General features: G+C 74.9%; 14 protein-coding genes. 10 read left to right on the top strand and 4 right to left on the bottom strand.

The window, feature by feature from the left end; translation table 11 throughout:
- Nucleotides 1-147 precede the first annotated feature (147 nt).
- Complete coding sequence (locus tag ACWENR_RS09450; protein ID WP_452276560.1) at nt 148-1,410, top strand: EAL domain-containing protein; 1,263 nt, start codon at nt 148-150, stop codon at nt 1,408-1,410.
- A gap of 69 nt (nt 1,411-1,479) precedes the next feature.
- Here ACWENR_RS09450 and ACWENR_RS09455 read toward each other — a convergent pair whose 3' ends face one another.
- Nucleotides 1,480-2,499, bottom strand: a complete 1,020-nt coding sequence (locus tag ACWENR_RS09455) for a LacI family DNA-binding transcriptional regulator (RefSeq protein WP_452276561.1) — start codon at nt 2,497-2,499, stop codon at nt 1,480-1,482.
- A 366-nt stretch (nt 2,500-2,865) separates the two neighbouring features.
- On the opposite strand from ACWENR_RS09455, the gene ACWENR_RS09460 reads away from it, so the two are divergent.
- The 3 genes from ACWENR_RS09460 to ACWENR_RS09470 all read left to right on the top strand — a co-directional run bounded on the left by ACWENR_RS09460 (nt 2,866) and on the right by ACWENR_RS09470 (nt 5,633).
- On the top strand, nt 2,866-3,402 hold the full coding sequence (locus tag ACWENR_RS09460) for a hypothetical protein (protein ID WP_452276562.1): 537 nt from the start codon (nt 2,866-2,868) through the stop codon (nt 3,400-3,402).
- 210 nt (nt 3,403-3,612) lie between these two features.
- A complete protein-coding gene (locus ACWENR_RS09465) occupies nt 3,613-3,951 on the top strand; it encodes an ArsR/SmtB family transcription factor (protein ID WP_452276563.1) in 339 nt (112 codons plus the stop codon).
- Nucleotides 3,948-5,633, top strand: a complete 1,686-nt coding sequence (locus ACWENR_RS09470) for a SulP family inorganic anion transporter (RefSeq protein WP_452276564.1) — start codon at nt 3,948-3,950, stop codon at nt 5,631-5,633. Before ACWENR_RS09465 ends, ACWENR_RS09470 begins: the two co-directional genes overlap by 4 nt.
- A gap of 164 nt (nt 5,634-5,797) precedes the next feature.
- Here ACWENR_RS09470 and ilvD read toward each other — a convergent pair whose 3' ends face one another.
- Nucleotides 5,798-7,645: a dihydroxy-acid dehydratase gene (gene ilvD, locus ACWENR_RS09475; protein WP_452276565.1), complete on the bottom strand. Its 1,848-nt coding sequence runs from the start codon at nt 7,643-7,645 to the stop codon at nt 5,798-5,800.
- A 128-nt stretch (nt 7,646-7,773) separates the two neighbouring features.
- Here ilvD and ACWENR_RS09480 point away from each other — a divergent pair, with 128 nt between their 5' ends.
- The 5 genes from ACWENR_RS09480 to serA all read left to right on the top strand — a co-directional run bounded on the left by ACWENR_RS09480 (nt 7,774) and on the right by serA (nt 15,986).
- The gene (locus ACWENR_RS09480; protein WP_452276590.1) at nt 7,774-10,185 is read left to right on the top strand and encodes a putative bifunctional diguanylate cyclase/phosphodiesterase; all 2,412 of its coding nucleotides are present in this window, start codon (nt 7,774-7,776) and stop codon (nt 10,183-10,185) included.
- 189 nt (nt 10,186-10,374) lie between these two features.
- Complete coding sequence (locus tag ACWENR_RS09485; RefSeq protein WP_452276566.1) at nt 10,375-12,261, top strand: acetolactate synthase large subunit; 1,887 nt, start codon at nt 10,375-10,377, stop codon at nt 12,259-12,261.
- Between the two features lie 52 nt (nt 12,262-12,313).
- On the top strand, nt 12,314-12,829 hold the full coding sequence (ilvN, locus tag ACWENR_RS09490; RefSeq protein WP_091096900.1) for an acetolactate synthase small subunit: 516 nt from the start codon (nt 12,314-12,316) through the stop codon (nt 12,827-12,829).
- Between the two features lie 92 nt (nt 12,830-12,921).
- A complete protein-coding gene (ilvC, locus tag ACWENR_RS09495) occupies nt 12,922-13,935 on the top strand; it encodes a ketol-acid reductoisomerase (RefSeq protein ID WP_091096898.1) in 1,014 nt (337 codons plus the stop codon).
- Nucleotides 13,936-14,387: 452 nt separating this feature from the next.
- Nucleotides 14,388-15,986 carry a phosphoglycerate dehydrogenase gene (gene serA / locus ACWENR_RS09500; RefSeq protein ID WP_452276567.1) on the top strand — a complete coding sequence of 533 codons (1,599 nt, stop codon included), beginning with the start codon at nt 14,388-14,390 and terminating at the stop codon, nt 15,984-15,986.
- A 62-nt stretch (nt 15,987-16,048) separates the two neighbouring features.
- Here serA and ACWENR_RS09505 read toward each other — a convergent pair whose 3' ends face one another.
- Both ACWENR_RS09505 and ACWENR_RS09510 read right to left on the bottom strand, forming a co-directional pair.
- Complete coding sequence (locus tag ACWENR_RS09505; protein WP_452276568.1) at nt 16,049-16,405, bottom strand: hypothetical protein; 357 nt, start codon at nt 16,403-16,405, stop codon at nt 16,049-16,051.
- A 445-nt stretch (nt 16,406-16,850) separates the two neighbouring features.
- Nucleotides 16,851-17,696, bottom strand: a complete 846-nt coding sequence (locus ACWENR_RS09510) for an FAD:protein FMN transferase (protein WP_452276569.1) — start codon at nt 17,694-17,696, stop codon at nt 16,851-16,853.
- A 223-nt stretch (nt 17,697-17,919) separates the two neighbouring features.
- Between ACWENR_RS09510 and ACWENR_RS09515 the strand changes: the two genes are divergently transcribed.
- Entirely contained in the window at nt 17,920-18,951 is a 1,032-nt protein-coding gene (locus ACWENR_RS09515) for a 3-isopropylmalate dehydrogenase (protein ID WP_452276570.1), read from the top strand.
- Nucleotides 18,952-18,993: the final 42 nt, after the last annotated feature.

The raw sequence follows: 18,993 nt of genomic DNA on the forward strand, positions 1-18,993 counted from the left end.
GTCGCGGCCAGGTAGCGCCGTGCCGGTACGCCGTCGCCGGTCGGCACGCCGTCGCCGGTCGGCACGCCGTCGCCGGCCGGCGAGGCCACGCCGGCCGCTGGTCTTCCCCCGGCGGACCGCGTGGCGGGGGCGGAGGGGCACCCGTCGATGCGCGGCCGTACCGGCGAGCCGGCGGACCGGGCCGGGTTGCTGCGGGCCCTCGCCGTCCTGCGCGACGCGCCGTCGCCCGGAGGCGCGGTGCTCGTCGTCGACCTGCACGGCCCCGGCGGCACCGTCGGCGACGGGCCCGGCGACCCCGCCCGGGAGGACCTGCTGGCCGAGGTCGCCCGGCGTGCCCGCGCGGTCGTCGGCCCCGGCGACCTGCTCGCCGACCTCACCGCCACCGGCTTCGCGGTGGTCACCGCGACCGGCCCGGTGCTGGCGTACGCGCTGGGCGCCCGGCTCCTCGCCGCCCTCACCCGGCCCTACCGGGCGCCGGGCGGGGTGCTGCGGCTGCGGGTAAGCGTCGGGCTGGCCGAGGTCGCCGGTGCCGCCCCGGAGGACGTGCTGCGCCAGGCGGAGCTGGCCCGGCGGCGCGCCGTCCAGCTCGGCCGGGACCGGGTCGAGTGGTACGACGCCTACCTGGAGGAGCAGCTCGTCCGCCGGCTCGACCTGGAACGGGAACTGCCCGGGGCGGTCGCCCGCGGCGAACTGGACCTCGTCTACCAGCCGGTGCTCGACCTGGGCGACCGGCAGCCGGTCGGTACGGAGGCTCTGCTGCGCTGGCGCAGCCCGGTGCTCGGCACGGTGCTGCCGGCCGAGTTCCTGCCGGTGGCGGAGGATCTCGGCATCGTGGGCGAGCTGGGCTGCTGGGTGCTGGACCGGGCCTGCCGGCAGCTCGCCGCCTGGTCGCTGGGGAGCCGGCAGCTCTGGATGGGGGTCAACGTGACCGTCCGGGAGTTGGCCGCGCCCGACTTCGTGCCGCGCACGGCCGCGGTGCTGGACGCGTACGGGGTGGCGCCGGAGCGGCTGGTGGTCGAGGTGGCGGAGCCCCGGGTGGGTGCCGAGCTGCCGACCGTGGTGGCCCGGCTGGCCGGGCTGCGCTCGCTGGGCGTGCGCACCGCGCTGGACGACTTCCGGGCCGAGCACGCCTCGCTGGCCCAGCTCCGCCGGTTGCCGATCGACCTGCTCAAGGTCGGCCCGCAGCTGGTGGACCCGGCGGATCCGCAGCGTCCGCTCATCGACGTGGTGGTCAACGTGGGGGACCGGCTGGGCCTCGACATCGTGGCCGAGGAGCTCGAGTCGGCCGGCCTGGTCGAGGGCGCCCGGCGGGCGGGCTGCCGGTACGGGCAGGGCTTCGCGTTGGCCCGCCCGGCCACGGCGGAGCGGGTGGAGGCGTACTTCGAGGAGTTCCCGTCGGCGTCGCGCTGACCCGCTGCCGGAGCCATCGCCGATCCCGGTCGGGCGTCGGCGCCGGGGGAACGGAACGGGTCCCCGGTCTCAGGCGGCGCGCGGCGGGGCCGTGCTGCCCCGGGGCGTCAGCCGGGCCGTCTCGTCCTCAACCCGGCCGGCCGGCGCGCCGCCGATGACCGCGAGCAGCTGCCGGGCGGCGTGCGCGCCGTACGCCGGGATGTCCCGGCCGAGCGCGGTCAGCGGCGGGTGCACCAGTTGGCAGAGCGGCGAGTCGTCCCAGGCCACGATGGAGAGGTCGCCCGGCACGGCGAGGCCCATCTCCTGGGCCACCGACAGGCCCGCTATCGCCATCACGTCGTTGTCGTAGATCACGGCGGTGGGGCGGCCGGCCGAGCTGAGCAGCCGGCGGGTCGCGCGCGCCCCCTCCTCGCCGGTGTAGTCCGACGGCACGGTGACCGCGTCGGTCAGGCCGAGCCGCCGGCACACCCCGGCGAACGCCTCGTTGCGGATCTCGGTGTGCAGCAGCTCGGGCAGCCCGCCGACGCGGGCGATCCGACGGTGGCCGAGGGCGGCCAGGTATTCCACGGTCTCCACCAGCGCCGCCGCGTCGTCGGACCAGACGCTGGCCAGCCCGCCGGTGCCGCCCGGGCCGCCGATCACCACCGCGGGCAGGCCCAGCTCCGCCAGCACCGGCACCCGGCGGTCGTCGGTGCGCAGGTCGCAGACGAGGACCCCGTCGACCCGCCGCTCGCCCCACCACCGGCGGTAGACCGCGACCTCCGCCTCCTCGTCGGCGACCACCTGGAGGGTGAGGGCGTACGACCGGGCGGAGAGTTCGGCCTCGACGCCGCTGATCAGCCCCATGAAGAACGGCTCGATGCCGAGCGTGCGGGCCGGGCGGCAGAGGGCGAGGCCGACCGCGTCGGCGGTGGCGCCGGAGAGGGAGCGCGCCGCGCGGCTCGGACTGAAGCCGATCTCGGCGGCGATGGCGAGGATCCGCTGCCGGGTGGCCTCGGAGACCCCGGGCTGACCGTTGAGCGCGTAGGACACCGCCCCCTTGGAGACCCCGGCGCGTCGGGCGACGTCGGCGATCGTGGGGCGCTTCACCGGCGTACTCCTCCGCTTCTCCCGCCGGGGCGGGCGTCACCGGGAGGCCGGGACGACCGGCGGCGCGACCCACGCTACTGCACCGGCCGGCGCCCCGGACCGCTCCGACCGGCCGGCGCCGCGGTTCGGGCTCGACTCGCACGACTCCCGCTCGCCCGACGGAGATCTTGGCGAGCAACGGCCCCTGGAGGGGCACTTTCCCGCCAAGATCTCTGTCGGGGCGGGAGGCTGGGCGCGCGAGTGGAGCCGGGCGTCCGGGCAGGGCAGGACCCCGATGGCGGGGGGCCCGCTCGGTGGGCGAGGATCTACCAAGATCGGGTGGCCGCCACGGCGTGAGCCCGTCACCGCATCGCCCGGGGGAAAATGATGATCGCGGAGCACATTCGTGACGCGTCGGCCACGGCTGTCGTGTTCGGTCTCTTCGGGTCCGGCTGGTTCGGCTGGGCTCAGGAGTCGCCGCCCAGGCGGTGGCCGCCGATCCTCGGCCTCGGATCGATGTTCTCGTTGCTCACGGCGGCCGTCGGCGGCATCCTGACCTGGCAGCGCTGGTCCGACCCGACGGCCTTCGACGCCGACACCAGCCGTTCCTTCGGAGTGGTCGTGGGCATCGAGTTCGGTGCCGCGGCACTCGGTGCCGTGCTGCTCGCCCTGCGGCGTCGACGGGACCTGATCCCGGTCTGGGTCGCCCTCGTGGTGGGCCTGCACCTGTTCCCGGTCGCGGCGTTGATCGACTACCCGCTGGTCCACGTGGTCGCCGCCCTGGTGACGGCCGTGGCGCTGGCGGCGGTCCCGCTGGCTCGGGCCCGCGGCGTCGCGGTGAGCGCCGTGGTCGGTCTCGGCACGGGCGCGGTGCTGCTCGCGGGCGCCGTGTCGTCGCTGCTCATCGCCCTGGTCGCGTACTGAGGCAGGCGGCCCCCGCCGCACGCGGCGGCCTGTCGCGCCCTCCCCGGCACGCGGCGGTAGCCGCCGACGTTGCCGCCGTCCGCGTCCCGACCGTTGACGTGCCGGCCGCCGGCGCCCGGTCGGGGCGGGCTCGGCCCACGCTGCGAGTTGAAGAATTTCGCAAGTGTTAAAGTTGGCAACCGAATATGGCGTCGCGTGACGGAGGCTGACGTGTCGGTACCGCTCTACCAGGCGAAGGCGGAGCTGTTCCGCACCCTCGGTCACCCGGTGCGGATCCGGGTGCTGGAGCTGCTCCAGGACGGGCCGAAGCCCGTCCGCGACCTGCTGGCCGCGATCGACGTCGAGGCGTCGAACCTGTCCCAGCAGCTCGCCGTGCTGCGCCGGGCCGGCATGGTCACCTCCAGCCGCGACGGCGCCCTGGTGATGTACGCGCTCAGCACCCCCGACGTGGCCGACCTGCTGGCCGCCGGCCGGCGCATCCTCGGCGCGGTCCTCACCGACCGGGACGCGCTGCTGGACGAGCTGCGGTCCTCCGGGGCGCAGCGGTGAGCCAGCCGCTCGGGCTGGCCGACCGGTTCCTCGGGCTGCTGCCGTCGCGCGCCGACTGGCAGGCCGTGCGCCGCGCGCCCCGGCGCGACCTGCTCGCCGGGCTGACCGTGGCGGTGGTGGCGCTGCCGCTGGCCCTGGCCTTCGGCGTCACCTCCGGGCTCGGCGCCCAGGCCGGGCTGGTGACGGCGGTGGTGGCCGGCGCGGTCGCGGCCGTCTTCGGCGGCTCCCACCTCCAGGTCTCCGGGCCCACCGGGGCGATGACCGTGGTGCTGGTGCCGGTGGTCCAGCAGTTCGGCCCCACCGGGGTGCTGATGGTCGGTGCGCTGGCCGGGCTCGTGCTGATCGCGCTGGCCCTCGCCCGCCTCGGCCGCTACGTCCACTACCTGCCCGTCCCGGTGATCGAGGGCTTCACGGCAGGCATCGCGGTGGTCATCGCCCTGCAACAGGTGCCGGCCGCCCTCGGGGTGAACGACGCGCACGGCGACCGCGTCTGGGCCGTGGCCGCCGACGCGGTCCTCCGGTTCGTCGCGGACCCGCGGCCGGTCCCGGTGGCGATGGCCCTCGGCGTCGCGGCGGTGATGCTGCTCGGCGCGCGCTGGCGTCCCGGCTGGCCGTTCTCCCTGCTCGGAGTGGCCGCCGCGACCTTGCTGGCCGAGACCGCCCCGGTCGAGCTGGCCCGCATCGGCGCGCTGCCCGCCGGCCTGCCCGCCCCCTCGCTCGGCTTCCTCGACCTCGACGCCGTCGGGGCCCTGCTGCCCTCTGCCCTCGCGGTCGCGGCGCTGGCCGCGCTGGAGAGCCTGCTCTCCGCCACCGTGGCGGACGGGATGACGGTCGGCCAGCGCCACGACCCGGACCGCGAGCTGTTCGGCCAGGGGCTGGCCAACCTCGCCGCCCCGGCGTTCGGCGGGATCCCGGCCACCGCCGCCATCGCCCGTACGGCGGTGAACGTGCGGGCCGGCGCGAGTTCCAAGCTGGCCGCGCTCACCCACGCCGTCGCCCTCGCCGGGATCGTCCTGGCCGCCGCCCCGCTGGTCGGCCGGATCCCGCTCGCCGCCCTGGCCGGCGTCCTGCTGGCCACCACCGTGCGGATGGTCGAGGCAGGATCGCTCTGGGCGCTGGCCCGCGCCACCCGGGGCGACGCCCTCGTGCTGGTGCTCACCTTCGCGGTCACGGTGGCACTGGACCTGGTGACCGCCGTGGCGGTCGGGGTGGGCGTGGCGATCGTGATCGCCCTGCGCGCGGTGGCCCGCACGGCGCGGGTGGAACAGGTGCCCCTCGACCCCGGCGAGCACGGCGCCGAGGAGCACGCGCTGCTCGCCGACCACATCGTGGCCTACCGGCTGGACGGGCCGCTCTTCTTCGCCGCCGCGCACAACTTCCTGCTGCGGCTCTCCGACGTGGCCGACGTGCGCGTGGTCATCCTGCGGATGTCCCGGGTGACCACCCTCGACGCCACGGGCGCGCAGGTGCTCGGCGACGCCATCCACCGGCTCTCCGAACGCGGCGTCACCGTGCTGCTCTCCGGCATCGACCCCGACCACGACCAGGTGCTGGCCACCCTCGGCGTCGCCGCCCAGTTGCGCCGCGACGGGCTGGTCTTCCCCGACACCCCGGCCGCCATCCGCCACGCCCGCACCGTCGTGCTGCCGGCAGCCGGGGCCCACCAGCCCGCCGGCCTCTGACTTCCGGCCACGATCAGCGGCAGGGCGGAGCCGGAGTCGGGTAGCCGAAGGCGCCGACACGGAGCACGCTGTCGAGCTGATGTCGCAAGCGACTCAGCTCGACAGCGCCGGACGACCCTTGGCCCCCGACCCTCCGGCCACCACCGCCCGGGCAGCGGGGGCGGCTACTCCGGGACGCGGCGGTAGGCGCCGTCGCTGGCCGAGGTGGCCATCGAGGCGTACGCGCGCAGCGCCGCCGACACCGGCCGCTGCCGGTCCACCGGCGTGTACGGCTTGTCGCGCTTCTCCTCGGCGACCCGGCGGGCCTGGAGCACGTCCTCCGGCACGTCGAGCGCGATGGAGCGGCCCGGGATGTCGATGACGATCTCGTCGCCCTCGCGGACCAGGGCGATCAGCCCGCCGGAGGCCGCCTCGGGGGAGACGTGCCCGATGGAGAGCCCGGAGGTGCCGCCGGAGAACCGCCCGTCGGTGAGCAGCGCGCAGGCCCGACCCAGCCCCCGGCCCTTGAGGAACGAGGTGGGGTAGAGCATCTCCTGCATGCCGGGGCCACCCTTCGGACCCTCGTACCGGATCACCACCACGTCGCCGGCGACGACCCGCTTGTTGAGGATCGCCTCGACCGCGTCGTCCTGGGACTCGTAGACCTTGGCCGGGCCGCGGAAGGTCAGGCACTCCTCGGGCACCCCGGCGGTCTTCACCACGCAGCCGTCCGGGGCCAGGTTGCCGTGCAGGATGGCCAGCCCGCCGTCGGCCGAGTATGCGTGCTCGCGGTCCCGCACGCAGCCGCCGGCCGCGTCGGTGTCCAGCGACGACCAGCGGTTGGTGGTGGAGAACGGCTCGGTGGTGCGCACCCCGCCCGGGGCGGCGTGGAACAGCTCGACCGCCTCCGGCGTCGCCGAGCCGCCCCGGACGTCCCAGTCGGCCAGCCAGCGCTCCAGGCTGGGGGAGTGCACGGCGCGCACGTCCCGGTTGAGCAGGCCGGCCCGGTCCAGCTCGCCGAGGATCGCCGGGATGCCGCCGGCCCGGTGCACGTCCTCCATGTGGTACTGCGGCGAGTTCGGGGCGACCTTGGCCAGGCAGGGCACCCGGCGGGAGATCTCGTCGATGTCGGCGACGTGGAAGTCCAGCTCGGCCTCGCGGGCGGCGGCGAGCAGGTGCAGGATCGTGTTGGTCGAGCCGCCCATCGCCACGTCCAGGGCGACCGCGTTCTCGAACGCGGCCCGGCTGGCGATCGCGCGGGGCAGCACGGAGGCGTCGTCGCCGTCGTACCACCGCTTGGCGATCTCCACGGCGGTGCGGCCGGCCTCGACGAAGAGCGAGCGGCGCGCGGCGTGGGTGGCCAGCGTCGAGCCGTTGCCCGGCAGCGCCAGGCCGATCGCCTCGGTGAGGCAGTTCATCGAGTTGGCCGTGAACATGCCGGAGCAGGAGCCGCAGGTCGGGCAGGCCGACCGCTCGATCTCGCCGAGCTGGCCGTCGGTGACCGCCTCGTTGGAGGAGGCGATCATGGCGTCGATCAGGTCGATCTTGCTGTGCACGACCCCCTCGATCGCCGTCGTCTTGCCGGCCTCCATCGGCCCGCCGGAGACGAAGACGGTCGGGATGTCGAGCCGCAGCGCGGCCAGCAACATGCCCGGGGTGATCTTGTCGCAGTTGGAGATGCAGACCAGGGCGTCCGCGCAGTGCGCGTTGACCATGTACTCCACGGCGTCGGCGATCAGCTCGCGGCTGGGCAGCGAGTAGAGCATGCCGCCGTGCCCCATGGCGATGCCGTCGTCGACCGCGATCGTGTTGAACTCGCGGCCCACCCCGCCGGCCTCGGCCACCGCCTCGGCGACCAGGCCGCCCATGTCCTTCAGGTGCACGTGACCGGGTACGAACTGGGTGAAGCTGTTGGCGATGGCGACGATCGGCTTGCCGAAGTCGTCGTCGGTCATCCCGGTGGCCCGCCACAGGGCCCGGGCGCCGGCCATCGTCCGACCGTGCGTGGAGGTCTTCGACCGCAGCTCAGGCATGCACACAAGTGTGGCACCGCCGCCGGCACGCCCGCCGGCCGTGCGTGCCGTGTCCCAACAGATGCACACCCGGTCCCCCACGGCCGGTCCCGATCCGGCACAGTTGAGACGTGCATCTCTCCCCGGGCATGGTCGCGGCGGCGGTGCTGTGCGGGCTGGTCGCGGCGGTGGCCACCGCGCTGTCGGCCGTCGACGCCCGACGCCGGTCCGGGCCGCACCGGCAGGCGTACGCGCTGCTCGCCGCGGCGTCCGCGGTCGCGCTCGCCAGCCTCCTGGTCGGGGTCGTCGTGGCGCTCGCCGCGGCCGGCCACGAGGCGCACGGGGCGGAGCGGCGCCCGGGGTGGGCCACGGTCGTCGGGGTCGGCACGGCGGCCAGCGGGCTGCTCTTCTCGGCCGGGCTGCTCCGGCTCCCCGGGGTGGCGGGTTCGGCGGCGGCGGCGCTCCGGCTGGCGCTCGACGGGCTGGTGATGGCCGCCGCGTTCTGGTTCGTCGGCTGGGTGCTGTTCTCCGAGCCGACCCGGCTGCTGGGCGACGCCACCCCGGTGGCCTGCCCGCCGATCCTGCTGGCCACGGTCAGCGCGGCCCTGACCGCCGGGATCGCCCTCATCGTGGCGTTCCGCGCCGCGCCGCCGCGCCGGTTCCTCGCCGGCCTCGGCGCGGCGGCCACGGCGGTGACCTGCGGCGGGCTCGGCGTCGCCACCGGCCTCTGCCAGGCCGGGCCGGGCGTGGCGCTGGCCGGGTCGGGGGCGCTCGCCGCCGGCCTGTTCGGCGCGGCGCTGGCCGCCCGCGCCGGGGCGCCGGCCGGCCGGGCCGACCTCGACCTGATCCGCCGCGACGGCGACCACGCGTTCGTCCCGATGTTCGCGATGGCGGCCTCGGCGATGTACCACCTCCTCCAGGACGGCCGGTTCGACGCGCTCGGCATCGTCGCCGGCAGCGTGGAGGGCTTCGCCCTGGTGACCCGGCAGTACCTGACCCTGCACGACGTGCGCGGCTACGCCGGACGGCTGGCCGAGCGCGAGGCCCACTTCCGCGAGCTGGCGCACACCGACCCGCTGACCGGGCTGGCCAACCGGCGGGGGCTGCTGCGGGCGCTGCACCGCTGCGCCGAGGCCGGCACGCCCTGCGTGCTGCTCGGCCTCGACCTCGACGGCTTCAAGAACGTCAACGACATGCGCGGGCACGACGTCGGCGACGCGGTGCTGGCCGAGGTGGGCCGGCGGCTGCGCGCCAACCTGCGCCCGGGCGACGTGGCGGCCCGGCTCGGCGGCGACGAGTTCGCGGTGCTGATGCACGGCCGCCCGGCCGACGCCGACCGGGTCGCCGAGCGGCTGCTCGGGGTGCTCGGCGGCGCCTACGACCAGCCCGAGGGGGCGGTCTTCCTGTCGGTGAGCATCGGGCTGGCGGGCTGGGCCGGGGAGCCCGACGTGGAGCTGCTGCTGCGCCACGCCGACCTGGCGTTGCGCTACGCCAAGCAGCGCGGCAAGAACCGGATCGAGCGCTACGACGCCGCGTACGACCGGCTGCTGCGCCGGCGCACCACCCTCGAACACGAGCTGCGCGGGGCGATCGAGCGCGACGAGCTGCGCCTGGCGTTCCAGCCGGTGGCCTCGCTGCCGTCGGTGCGCCCGGTCGGCGCGGAGGCGCTGCTGCGCTGGCGCCACCCGGAGCTGGGCAACGTCCGCCCCGACGAGTTCATCCCGCTCGCCGAGGAGTGCGGGATGATCGCGAAGCTGGGCGCGTGGGTGCTGCACCAGGCCTGCTACCAGCTCTCCCGCTGGCTCGCCGACGGCCACGACGTCTGGGTCTCGGTGAACGTCTCGCCGCGCGAGCTGCACGCCCCGGAATACGTGGTCCAGGTCGCCGAGGCGTTGCGCGCCCACCACGTGCCGCCGCAGCGGCTGGTGCTGGAGGTGACCGAGCACGCCGTGGCGACCGACCTGGACGAGCTGATCCGGCGGCTGACCGCGCTGCGGCTGACCGGCGTCCGGATCGCGCTGGACGACTTCGGCGCCGGCTACTCCTCGCTCGGCCAGCTGCGGCGCCTGCCGATCGACATCCTCAAGATCGATCACGGCCTGGTCGCCGAGCACGAGCCGGTGCGGCCGGTCGACCGGGACGGCCCCGCCTTCGCGCCGATGGTCGACATCGTCATGCGCCTCGGCCACCAGCTCGGGCTGGAGGTCATCGCCGAGGGGGTCACCACGCCGACCGAGCTGGCCGCCGTGGTCGCCGCCGGCTGCCGGTTCGGCCAGGGCGCGCTGTTCGGCTGGGGCGTGCCGGCCGAGCACCTGGAGGCGATGCTGGAGGCGGCCACGTCGCCCGGCGCCCGCCCTTCGCCGGCTCCCGCCCCCGCCCCGCCCGCCGCTCCCGCCGCGCGGCCCCGACGGCTGCCCACGGTGCCCGCCCCGCGCCCGCCGGAACCGGAGTCCGGGCAGGTGGAGTGGGGTGGGCAGGCGCCCCGAACGGGTGAATCCCCGCGATCCGTCAACCAACATGTGGGATCAGTTGACTCATCGCGTGAGATGCGTCAGGCTTGACCGCATGTCGTCGTACCGGTCGCTGCGAGTACTTACCTGAGCGCGCTCTCGTCCATCGAGAGTGCGCTGGCCCCGTGCATCCTGCACGAGGGCTTTTTTGTTGCCGTCGGACCAATCGACGCCGGGCCCGCGTCCCGCGTCACACCGCTCGAACAGCCTCACCCACTCCAGCCGAAGGCCTGAACCGCCATGACGAGACCCACGCCAGAGACACTCGCCCACTCCGCCCGGCGGGCCCGCACGGGCGCCGAGCCGGCGGCCGACGCCGACCACGCCGGCGCCGCCCGCGCCGCCGCCAACCCGGCCGTCCCGGGGGTACGCACACCCGCCCCGGCCCGGGTCTCCGGCGCCGGCTCGCTCGTGCGGTCCCTCGAGGCGCTCGGCGTCGACGTCGTCTTCGGCATCCCGGGTGGGGCGATCCTGCCGGCGTACGACCCGCTCTACGACTCCACCGTCCGGCACATCCTGGTCCGCCACGAGCAGGGCGCCGGGCACGCCGCGACCGGCTACGCCCAGGCGACCGGCCGGGTCGGGGTCTGCATGGCCACCTCCGGCCCCGGCGCGACCAACCTGGTCACCCCGATCGCCGACGCGTACATGGACTCGGTGCCGATCGTGGCGATCACCGGTCAGGTCGCGCGGCCCTCGATCGGCACGGACGCCTTCCAGGAGGCGGACATCCAGGGCATCACGCTGCCCATCACCAAGCACAACTTCCTCGTGCAGAACGCCGAGGAGATCCCGCGGGTGCTGGCCGAGGCGTTCCACCTGGCGGCCACCGGCCGGCCCGGCCCGGTCCTGGTCGACATCCCCAAGGACGTCCTCCAGGCGCCCACCACCTTCACCTGGCCGCCGACGCTGGACCTGCCCGGCTACCGGCCGACCCTGCACCCGCACGGCAAGCAGATCCGCGAGGCGGCGCGGCTGATGACCTCCGCCCGCCGCCCGGTGCTCTACGTCGGCGGCGGCGTGCTCAAGGCCGGCGCCACCGAGGGGCTGCGGCGGCTGGCCGAGCTGACCGGCATCCCCGTGGTCACCACGCTGATGGCGCTCGGGGCGTTCCCCGACTCGCACCCCCAGCACCTGGGCATGCCCGGCATGCACGGCACCGTCGCCGCGGTCTACGGCCTGCAGAAGGCCGACCTGATCGTGGCCCTGGGGGCGCGCTTCGACGACCGGGTCACCGGCAAGCTCGACTCCTTCGCCCCGGACGCGACGGTGGTGCACGCCGACATCGACCCGGCCGAGATCGGCAAGAACCGGCACGCCGACGTCCCGATCGTCGGCGACGCCCGGCACGTCATCGACGAGCTGGTCGCGGCGGTGACGAACGAGCAGTCGGCCGGCCACCGCGCCGACACCGCCGACTGGTGGACCCAGCTCGACGACCTGCGCCGGCGCTACCCGCTGGGCTACGAGGAGCCGGCCGACGGCACCCTCTCCCCGCAGTACGTGATCAAGCGGCTCGGTGAGATCGCCGGCCCGGACGCGATCTTCGTCGCCGGGGTCGGCCAGCACCAGATGTGGACCTCCCAGTTCATCTCGTACGAGAAGCCGTACACCTGGCTGAACTCCGGCGGCCTCGGCACGATGGGCTACGCGGTGCCGGCGGCGATGGGCGCCAAGGTCGGCAAGCCCGACACGGTGGTGTGGGCGGTCGACGGCGACGGCTGCTTCCAGATGACCAACCAGGAGCTGGCCACCTGCGCGCTGGAGGGCATCCCCGTCAAGATCGCCGTCATCAACAACGGCAACCTGGGCATGGTGCGGCAGTGGCAGACCCTGTTCTACGGGGAGCGCTACTCCAACACCGACCTCGGCACCCACAAGCACCGCATCCCCGACTTCGTCAAGCTCGCCGAGGCGCTCGGCTGCATCGGTCTGCGTTGCGAGAACGCCGAGGACGTCGACAAGACCATCGAGGCCGCGATGGCCATCGACGACGCCCCGGTGGTCATCGACTTCGTGGTCGGCAAGGACGCCATGGTGTGGCCGATGGTAGCCGCCGGGACCAGCAACGACGAGATCATGTTCGCCCGGGGTGTCCGCCCCGCCTTCGACGAGGACGAGCTGTAGCCGTGGCCGGGCCGAGCGCGCGCCACGAGGGCATGACGAGGAAGGCACTCCCATGACGATGCACACCCTGTCGGTGCTGGTCGAGAACAAGCCGGGCGTCCTGGCCCGGGTCTCCGGGCTGTTCTCCCGGCGCGGCTTCAACATCGACAGCCTCGCCGTCGGCGAGACCGAGAACCCGGACGTCTCCCGGATCACCATCGTGGTCAACGCCGAGTCGTCCCCGCTGGAGCAGGTGACGAAGCAGCTCAACAAGCTGGTCAACGTGCTCAAGATCGTCGAGCTGGATCCGCAGGTCTCGGTCGCCCGGGAGCTGCTGCTGGTCAAGGTGCGCGCCGACCGCGCGGCCCGGGCCCAGGTCCTGGAGACGGTCGGCCTGTTCCGGGCCCGCGTGGTCGACGTGGCCCCGGACACCCTGACCATCGAGGCCACCGGCACCCCGGACAAGCTCGACGCGCTGCTGCGCGACCTCGAACCCTTCGGGATCAAGGAGATGGTCCAGTCCGGGCTGGTGGCGATCGGGCGCGGCTCGCGCTCCATCACCGCCGGTCCCGCCCTCCGGGCCGCCTGAACCCCGACGCCGCCGGCGCCGCGCGCCGCCGGCGAACCGACACCGCACAGATCCACGACGGGCCGCCCGGACCGCCGTACGAAAGGGAAATCATGAGCGTTGAGGTGTACTACGACGACGACGCCGACCTGGGCCTGATCCAGGGCCGCAAGGTCGCGGTGGTCGGCTACGGCAGCCAGGGCCACGCCCACGCGCTGTCGCTGCGCGACTCCGGCGTCGACGTGGTGATCGGCCTGCCGGAGGGCTCCAAGAGCCGGGCCAAGGCGGAGGAGCAGGGCCTGCGCGTGGTGACGCCGGCCGAGGCGGCGGCGGAGGCCGACGTCATCATGATCCTGGCGCCGGACACCGCCCAGCGCCGCCTCTACGCCGAGTCGATCGCGCCGAACCTGGCCCCGGGCAAGGCCCTCTTCTTCGGCCACGGCTTCAACATCCGCTACGGCCTGATCAAGCCGCCCGCCGAGGTCGACGTGGCGATGGTCGCCCCGAAGGGCCCCGGTCACCTGGTCCGCCGCCAGTACGCCGACGGCAAGGGCGTGCCCTGCCTGGTCGCCGTCGAGCAGGACGCCAGCGGCAACGCGCTCGCCCTGGCCCTGTCGTACGCCAAGGGCATCGGCGGCACCCGGGCCGGCGCGATCCGGACGACCTTCACCGAGGAGACCGAGACCGACCTCTTCGGCGAGCAGGCGGTGCTCTGCGGCGGTGCGGCGGCGCTCGTGCAGACCGGCTTCGAGGTGCTCACCGAGGCGGGCTACGCCCCCGAGGTGGCGTACTTCGAGTGCCTGCACGAGCTGAAGCTGATCGTCGACCTCATGTACGAGGGCGGCATCGCCAAGATGCGCTACAGCATCTCGGACACGGCCGAGTACGGCGACCTCTCCCGCGGGCCGCGCGTCATCGACGCCCGGGTCAAGGAGGAGATGCGCAAGATCCTGGGCGAGATCCGGTCCGGCGAGTTCGCCCGGGAGTGGGTGGCCGAGGACGAGGCCGGCCGGCCGAACTTCAGCAAGTGGCAGGCCGAGGGCGCGGCGCACCCGATCGAGGAGACCGGCCGGAAGCTGCGCGGCATGATGAGCTGGGTGGACCGCCCGATCACCGAGACCGCCTGACACGTCACCCCCGCGGCCCGGCCCGGGCGCTCTCCCCGGCGTCCGGACCGGGCCGCCCCCTGTCCCACCGCTGTCCGCCGCGCCGCGCCCTTCTCCACCGCTGCCCGCCGAGCCGGCCGGGCGCTCCCTGTCCCACCGCTGTCCGCCGCGCCGCGCCCTTCTCCACCGCTGCCCGCCGAGCCGGCCGGGCCGCTCCCTGTCCCACCGCTGTCCGCCGCGCCGGTCCGCCGAGTCCCGGTGGTCCGGGCGCCGTGTCGCGCGCCGTTCACCGGCGCGTCGTCACCCGTTGTGAGGGCACTCACCCCGTGGTCCGGGACCCGCCGGCCGGCCGGCCCCCTACGATCGCGGGTAGGTGCGTAGCCGGCACCTGACGGCCATGGCCCGGATCAGCGCAGGGCGCAGCGCGGCGTCCCGCAGCCCGGCCCACCGCTCTGACGACAACTAGAGGACCAATGACTCCTGTCGTACTGATCGCCGAAGAACTCGCCCCCGCCGCCATCGAGGTGCTCGCCCACGACTTCGACGTCCGTCACGTCGACGGCACCGACCGTCCGGCCCTGCTCTCGGCGCTCTCCGAGGCCGACGCCGTCATCGTGCGCAGCGCCACCCAGATCGACGCCGAGGCGATCGCCGCCGCGCCCCGGCTGAAGGTCGTCGCCCGGGCGGGCGTGGGCCTGGACAACGTCGAGGTGCCGGCCGCCACCGCGCGGGGCGTCATGGTCGTCAACGCCCCCACCTCCAACATCGTCTCCGCCGCCGAGCAGGCCCTCGCGCTGCTGCTCGCCGTGGCCCGCAACACCGCCAGCGCCAGCGCCGCGCTGAAGGCGGGGGAGTGGAAGCGGTCGAAGTACACCGGCGTGGAGATCCAGGGCAAGACCGTGGGCGTGGTCGGGCTCGGCCGCATCGGCGTGCTCTTCGCGCAGCGGATCGCCGCCTTCGGCACCCGGCTGATCGCGTACGACCCCTACATCCAGCCGGCCCGCGCGGCCCAGCTCGGCGTGCGCCTGGTGGGCCTGGAGGAGCTGCTGCGGGAGAGCGACTTCATCTCCATCCACCTGCCGAAGACCCCGGAGACCGTCGGCCTGATCGGTGAGAAGGAGCTGGCCGTCGTCAAGCCGGGCGTCCGGATCATCAACGCCGCACGGGGTGGGCTGGTCGACGAGCAGGCCCTGGCCGACGCGATCGCCGAGGGCCGGGTCGCCGGCGCGGGCGTGGACGTCTACGCCAAGGAGCCGTGCACCTCCTCGCCGCTGTTCGCCTTCGACAACGTGGTAGCCACCCCGCACCTGGGCGCGTCCACCGCCGAGGCGCAGGACAAGGCCGGTCTGGCCGTGGCCAGGAGCGTCAAGCTGGCGCTCCAGGGCGAGTTCGTGCCGGACGCGGTGAACGTGCAGGCCGGCGGGGTCGTCGCCGAGGACGTACGGCCGCTGCTGCCGCTGGCCGAGAAGCTCGGCCGGGCCTTCACCGCCGTCGCGGGCGGGGTCGCCGCCAGCGTCACCGTCGAGGTGCGCGGCGAGATCGTCAACCACGACGTGTCGGTGCTCAAGCTCGCCGCCACCAAGGGGCTGTTCAGCTCGGTCGTCGAGGAGCAGGTCACCTACGTCAACGCCCCGCACCTGGCGGCCGAGCGCGGCGTCGAGGTCACCCTGGCCACCCAGGCCGAGACGGTCGACCACCCCAACCTGGTCACCGTGCGCGGCGCGCTGCCCGACGGCCGTACGGTCAGCGTCTCGGGCACGGTGGCGCAGGCGGGCGCGCGGGACGTCATCAAGCTGACCGAGGTGGACGGCTTCGACGTGGAGATCGGCGCGGAGGGCATCCTCGTCTTCCTGCGTTACGCCGACCGCCCCGGCGTCGTCGGCACCGTCGGCACGCTGCTCGGCGAGGCCGGGATCAACATCGCGGCGATGCAGGTGGCCCGCCGGGAGGCCGGCGGCGAGACGCTGATGACCCTCACGGTCGACCAGGCGCTCGGCGCGGACCTGCTCACCTCCGCCGCGGACTCGATCGGCGCGGTGGCGGCCAGCGCCGCCGACCTGCGCGACGAGTGACCTGAGCGCACGACAGCGGGGCCCGGCGATCCGCCGGGCCCCTTCGTCGTACGCGGGCAGGGTCAGCCGGGCAGCCGGGCCGGCGGCGGGTAGACCGAGCCGTCCTGGGCGTCGAAGAGCATGAGGTCGTGCTCGCCGGCCAGCCGCTCGATGTCGAGCAGCACCTCGTCCGCGCAGGTCGGGTGCAGGTTCAGCTCGACGTGGTCGCTCGCCGCGTGCAGCGGCGCCACCGCCCACGGGGTGTCCCGCCCGGCGGGGCGGTCCGGGTATCTGCTGGTGATCGCCCGGTAGAACGCCACGACCCGCGGGTCCGGGTAGCGCTCGACGTGCTGCCCGTGCCGGCAGCGGCCCACGGCCGCCCGCACGTCCTCGGGTGTCGCCCCGTCCGCCAGGGCCCACACGCTCAGATCGAAACTCACGGCGGACAGCGTGCCATCCGCCGTGCTCACTGTCGAAATCGCCCTGCCGACCGACGCGATCGGCGCCGCCACAGTCCGGTGTGGAGACCCTTGCGTCGAGTTGCGTCGATTCGCTAGCGTACCGGTGCGGTCACTGGCCGAGCTCGCGGCGTAGGCCCGTCTTCGGGTGGCGAGGTCGACGTCCGGCCGACCGGCCCGCACCCCTCGATTGCGCGAGCCACGCGCACTCGTCGCTGACCGGCCCTCACGGTCGTTGCCGAGACCGTGGGGGCCGATCGCGTTCCCCGCTGCCAGGCGGCTCCCGGTGTGCGGTGGTCGTCGTCTGCCAGCCTGCTTCCCGTTCGTGGTGCTCGTCGTCTGCCAGGCGGCTTTCCGTGTGCGGGTGGTCGTCTGCCAGGCGGCCTGCCGTGCGCGTCGTCGCCGGCGCCGACTCCTCGGGGTGGGCTCAGCGGCGGTGGGCGAAGAGCGCGCGGTAGTCCGACCCGTTGCGGAACCAGGCCAGCCCGGCCGGCCCGGCGGCGTAGAGCGCGGTGGCGTAGGCGTCGGCCACCGCGAGGTCCGGGCCGACGACCGTCGCGGCGACCATCTGGTCGGCCGGCTCGCCGGTGTGCGGGTCGACCACGTGCCCCCGCCGGCCGCTGACCCCGGAGGTGCCGACCGCGCCCGCCGTCATCTCCAGCACCAGCGGCGCGCGGTGCCGGTCCGTCGGGTGGTGCACCGCGACCCGCCACGGCCCGCCGTGCGCCGCGTGTCCGCGTACGACCAGGTCGGCGCCGGTGAGCACGGCGTAGTCGTGGATGCCGGCGGCGCGCAGCCGGGCGGCGGCCCGCTCCACCGCCCACCCGCCGAGCAGGCCACCCGGGTCGAAGCCGCCGGGCACCGCCCAGGCGTCGAACCAGCCGTCGGTGGCCGCCCGCATCGCCGCGCAGCGGTCGACGAGGTCGGCCAGCGGCGGGTACGACTCGGGACTGATCTCGCCCCGGCGCAGCCGGGAGACGAGGCTCTCCGGCCGGGTGGGGCCGTAGGTGAGGTCGATGGCCCGCAGCTCCGCGACCGCGTCCCGCAGCGCCTCCCCGACGCCCCGGCGGCCCAGCCACTCGGGGGCGTTGAGCAGCAGCGAGTATTCCGCCGTGGTGGTCCGGACGGTGTGCTGCACGGCGATCCGGTCGCCGGTGGCGGCGCCGAGGCGGTCGACCCGGTGGTTGCGGGAGCCCAGGCGCAGGTCCGGCCGGCGGGGCTGGAAGGCCGACTGGTCCACCCAGCGGGTGCGTGGCTGCTGGTCGATCCGCATGATGACAGTGCTCCCTCGCTGCCGGCGCCGCGTCGTCGCGGTGCCGTCGCGGGCCCCCGTGACCCGACTCGTCACCACGCTAGGCAGCGGAGATGACCTGACCATGAATGTCACCTGTGAGCTCCCTGTGCATCCCGATATCCCGCATTCTGGAACCTTCGTACCGGGACGCGGGACGGCGGCGTACGGTCGGACCAAACGGCGAGTCGAAGGAGCGCAGGACGTGGCACGGATCGCGGTGGTGGCCGGGGACGGGATCGGACCCGAGGTGGTCGCGCAGGCCCGCAAGGTCATCGACGCCGTGCTCCCCGGGGTGGAGGCCACCGAGTACGACCTCGGCGCGGCCCGCTGGCACCGCACCGGCGAGGTGCTGCCCGACTCGGTGCTGACCGAGCTGGCCGGGCACGACGCGATCCTGCTCGGCGCCGTCGGCGACCCGAGCGTGCCGCCGGGCGTGCTGGAGCGGGGCCTGTTGCTGAAGCTGCGGTTCGCCTTCGACCAGTACGTCAACCTCCGCCCGTCGCGGCTCTGGCCCGGCGTGGCCGGGCCGCTGGCCAGCGTCAAGCCCGGCGAGGTCGACCTCGTGGTGGTGCGCGAGGGCACCGAGGGCCTCTACGCCGGCGCCGGCGGCGTGCTGCACCGGGGCACCCCCGCCGAGGTCGCCACCGAGGAGAGCCTGAACACGCGGCACGGGGTGGAGCGCGTCGTCCGCGACGCCTTCGCCCGCGCCTCCCGCCGGGAGCGGCGCAAGGTCACGCTGGTGCACAAGACCAACGTGCTCACCCACGCCGGCTCGCTCTGGGCCCGCGCGTTCGAGGCGGTCGCCGCCGAGCACCCCGACGTGACCACGGAATACCAGCACGTCGACGCCGCCGCGATGTTCCTCGTGACGCAGCCCCAGCGCTACGACGTGGTGGTCACCGACAACCTGTTCGGCGACATCCTCACCGACATCGCCGCCGCCGTCACCGGCGGGATCGGGCTGGCGGCCAGCGGCAGCATCAACCCCGAGGGGGCGTACCCCTCGATGTTCGAGCCCGTGCACGGCTCCGCGCCGGACATCGCCGGGCGTGGCGTGGCCGACCCCGTGGCGGCCGTGCTCTCCGCCGCGCTGCTGCTCGACCAGCTCGGCCACGCCGACGCCGCCGCCCGGGTAACCGCCGCGGTCGGCGCGGAGCTGGCCGCCCGGACCGCCGGCGTGCCGCTGCGTACCGAGGAGGTCGGCGACCGGCTGGCCGGGCACGCCGCCTCCTGACCCCTCGGCCGCCCCACCGGGGCGCCGGTTCCCGTCCGCCGT

The organism is Micromonospora sp. NPDC004336, from assembly GCF_053602615.1.